At 57.9% G+C, this 3,627-nt stretch carries 4 protein-coding genes; all 4 read left to right on the forward strand.

Annotated elements, in window-relative coordinates:
* Positions 1-265: 265 nt before the first annotated feature.
* On the forward strand, positions 266-1,354 hold the full coding sequence (locus KBF66_RS04030) for a cobalamin-dependent protein (RefSeq protein WP_296652779.1): 1,089 nt from the start codon (positions 266-268) through the stop codon (positions 1,352-1,354).
* Positions 1,354-2,538 carry a HAMP domain-containing sensor histidine kinase gene (locus KBF66_RS04035; RefSeq protein WP_296652600.1) on the forward strand — a complete coding sequence of 395 codons (1,185 nt, stop codon included), beginning with the start codon at positions 1,354-1,356 and terminating at the stop codon, positions 2,536-2,538. The genes KBF66_RS04030 and KBF66_RS04035 overlap by 1 nt, the downstream gene beginning before the upstream one ends.
* 150 nt (positions 2,539-2,688) lie before the next feature.
* Positions 2,689-3,321, forward strand: a complete 633-nt coding sequence (locus tag KBF66_RS04040; protein WP_296652604.1) for a cobalamin-dependent protein — start codon at positions 2,689-2,691, stop codon at positions 3,319-3,321.
* The coding region (locus tag KBF66_RS04045; RefSeq protein ID WP_296652606.1) for a uroporphyrinogen decarboxylase family protein at positions 3,318-3,627 on the forward strand (310 nt) is incomplete at its 3' end. The genes KBF66_RS04040 and KBF66_RS04045, both read left to right, overlap by 4 nt.

The following is a 3,627-nucleotide window of genomic DNA, read 5'->3' on the forward strand; positions in this document are numbered from 1 at the left end:
AGTTGCGCGACTTCGGCCTGGAAGGAAAGGGTTTGTTTGCTCATGGGGTGTGGGTGTTCTCAAAGCATTAAAAAAACCGGCAGCTGATAGGCCGGCACTCAATCGACCTTTTAACTAGGGATGATGTGGCGTATTTCAAGGGGGCCGATTCTGCTCAGAGTGCCAGTCAGGTGTTTTATCCGCCCGGCTCAGGTATCGACCTTATTGGTTTCCCAGGGATCGGTCGCTACCATGAAAAAGGTGGCAACACGGATGGGTGTACTCAATGGACCGATATGATGAACTGCCAGTCTTGACTCCGAGCGGGTTGCAGCACTACCTCTGCTTGCAGACTGAAGCGGCGAGCGTCTTGACCAATCGTTTCTACGCGACCTATAGCTCCTTGTACGAGCGTTTTGGAGATCGCGGCCTTGACGTCTGCCGGGAAGATTTCGCGTTCCACCTCGAGTTTCTGCGTCCAGTGCTGGAATTTGGCTTTCTGCAGCCCATGGTCGACTACCTGCACTGGATCGGCAACGTGCTGGCCGGGCGCGGGATTCCCGCCGGGTACCTGGCGCAAACGCTAGACTGGCTCGCCGAATATTTTGCCAGGGCCATGGAACCCGGGGATAGCCAGGTCGTCGTTGCAGCGCTGACGGCAACGCGGACGAAGTTCACAGAATCTTGCAATGAACCGCAGATTTCCCCTGTTTCGCCCGAACCGTGGCCGCAAGCGACGGTCTTTGAGGCAGCCCTGCTCGCCGGTGACCAAGTTGACGCACTGGGAGTTGTCAATGACTGTCTTGATGCCGGGCATGGCCTGGTTGCTATCGAACTGCACCTGATACAACCGGCGCTCTACAGTATTGGCGAAAAATGGCAGACCAACCAGGTGAGCGTGGCACAGGAGCACATGGCGACGGCCATCGCTCAGTCAGTGATGACCGTTGCGCTGTTGCGCTCTCCACCCCCTTCGCCGATGGACAGGCGGGTCCTGTTGGCCTGTGTGGAGGGTAATGACCATTCGGTGGGCCTGAGAATGGTCGCCGATTCTTTCTTGCTGAGCGGCTGGGATGTTCAGTACCTTGGTGCCAACGTGCCAACACGGTCCCTGGTGCAACAGGTGGTGGACTGGAGGCCAGATCTTTTGGCACTGTCGGTTTCATTCCCGCAGCACCTTTCAGCTGTCAAGGCAGTGATCGCAGCGTTGACGCAGTGCCTTGGCGCGACGCGTCCGGCCATCATGGTCGGCGGCCTGGCCATCAACCGTTTCAGGCCTCTTGCCGATGTTGTGGGTGCCGATGCCTCGGCCACCAATGCCCTGGCGGCCGTAGAGCTGGCCAGTCACATCGTTGGTCACCAAGCCAGCCAATGATGAACTGGTCGACCAGCCTTGATCCGCTATTGGCGGTTGCTGCAGCCGTGCTCAACGTCAAGGGTGAACTGATCGAGGCGAATGTCGGGTTTCGCCGGCTGATTGTCGCTGGTGGTACATCGCCACCCAGTTCGGATATCGCTCGTTTGCTGATCCAGCCCGATTTTTCGGCACTCTGGCGCGCACCGCCTGATCGTGATGGTCTGGTTTATCAAGGCTTGCTGACGATTGGCGAATACATGGGGCAGACACGTACGCTGCTGGCACGTGTGTGGCGCGAAAGCAAATGCTTGCGGATTCTGGCGGAATATGACATCGAGGATCTGGAGCGACTCAATACAAGCATACTCCGGCTCAATCGCGATTACACCCAGGCACAAGTCGAACTGGCCCAAGCCAATCTCAGATTGCAGGCCGCCAACACCACGCTCAAGGAAACTCAAAAAAAGCTGGTTGAGGCCGAAAAAATGGCCTCCCTTGGTGTTTTGGTCGCTGGTGTTGCGCACGAAATCAACACGCCGTTGGGGGTGTGTCTGTCAGCTGCAAGCGCATTGCAGGATGAATCCAGTGCAGTTTCTGCGAACTTTTCCAGACGCAGTATGACGCACGCAGACCTGACACGCTATTTGGAGGCATCGAGCGAGCGCGCCGTCCTGATCGGCCGCAATCTGGAGCGCATGGCTCGGCTCATCGACAGTTTCCGCCAGTTGGCCGTCGGTGGCAAGTCGCGCGAACGACAGTCGTGCCGATTGCGGGAATGCCTTGACGGCGTGGCGGGTAGTCTTGGCGACCGAATGTTGGCTGTTGGCGCCGTCTTGACGATCGACTGCCCGACGGAATTGCTTGTTGAGGGTTCAACCGAGGACTGGTCAAACATCTTCAGCAACCTGCTGGATAACTCCCTTAAGCACGGATTCAAGGCACGCGCGCAGGGTCACATCGATATCCGGGTCACGCACGACACAAAGAGCCTGCGAGTCGATTGCTGCGATGACGGCGTGGGACTGACCCCGGAGTCAGTGGGGCGCATCTTTGATCCCTTCTTTACCACCGATCTCCAGCATGGCGCCGGGCTCGGGATGCACCTGGTGTACAACCTTGTGACCCAGCGCCTTGGGGGGAGCATCACTTGCGTCAGCACGCCTGGAAACGGTGTGTGCCTCCACATTGAAGTTCCTGCCTGAGCGGTATCGAAGCGTTTGACAAACCGCTTGAGAGGGCGCCAGTCAGGTGTTTTTCCCGCGCGGCTCAGGTATCGACCCGATTGGTTTTCCGTTGTCCGGTGGCTACCATAAAAACAGGCCAGCTATTTCTGAACCAAGGAGACTGCCCAAATGAACACTTCAGTCACGCCGTTTCGTGAGGCACTGGAATCATTGGATCGGGTCAAGGCCGACAGCATCTTTCAGGAAGTCCTGTTGGAGCTTTCACCCATTGACGCGGTAGAACAGGTGGTGGTCCCGGCACTTGAGCAGATCGGTGGGGCCTGGGATGCAGGTAGCGTTGCGCTGTCACAGGTGTACATGAGTGGGCGCTTCTGCGAGGAACTGGTTGACCGGACGCTGCCACCCAGCGATCCGGACCGAAAGCACCAGCCACGCTCGGCGATCGTGGTGCTCAGCGACTACCATGACCTTGGCAAGAGAATTGTGTATTCCGTCATGCGCGCCAGCGGTTTTGAGCTCTTTGACTATGGTCGCATGGACGTTGAGGCGCTGGTTGACCGCGCCATCGCAGACAAGATCCGGGTCCTGATGATCTCTGTGCTGATGCTGCCCTCGGCACTGAAAGTGCGCGAGGTGTGCTTGCTTTTGAAAGCCAGAGGTTCGAACGCCCGGGTGATTGTGGGCGGCGCGCCCTTCCTGTTCGACAGCCAATTGTGGCAGGAGGTTGGCGCAGATGCCATGGGAAGCAGCGCAGCGCAGGCCGTTGCGATTGTTGAGCGCATGATGGGAGAAATGCAATGACATCGACAATCATGAATTCCATGCAGCGGGTTTTGACCACCCTGGGTCACCAGGAGCCGGACCGTGTGCCCCTGTTTCTGCTGACAACCCTTCACGGTGCCAAGGAGCTTGGCATGTCGATCGAGCACTACTTTTCCTGCGCCGAACATGTGGTGCAAGGGCAGATGCGATTGCTGGAAAAATACCGAAGCGATTGCGTCTACCCGTTTTTCTATGCGTCGATTGAGGTCGAAGCCTGGGGCGGCACCACCCTGTTCTCGCCAGATGGTCCCCCTTTGTGCGGGGCGCCGGTGATTGCACATCCCG

This window comes from Rhodoferax sp. (genome assembly GCF_018063565.1).
GTDB lineage: Bacteria > Pseudomonadota > Gammaproteobacteria > Burkholderiales > Burkholderiaceae_C > Rhodoferax.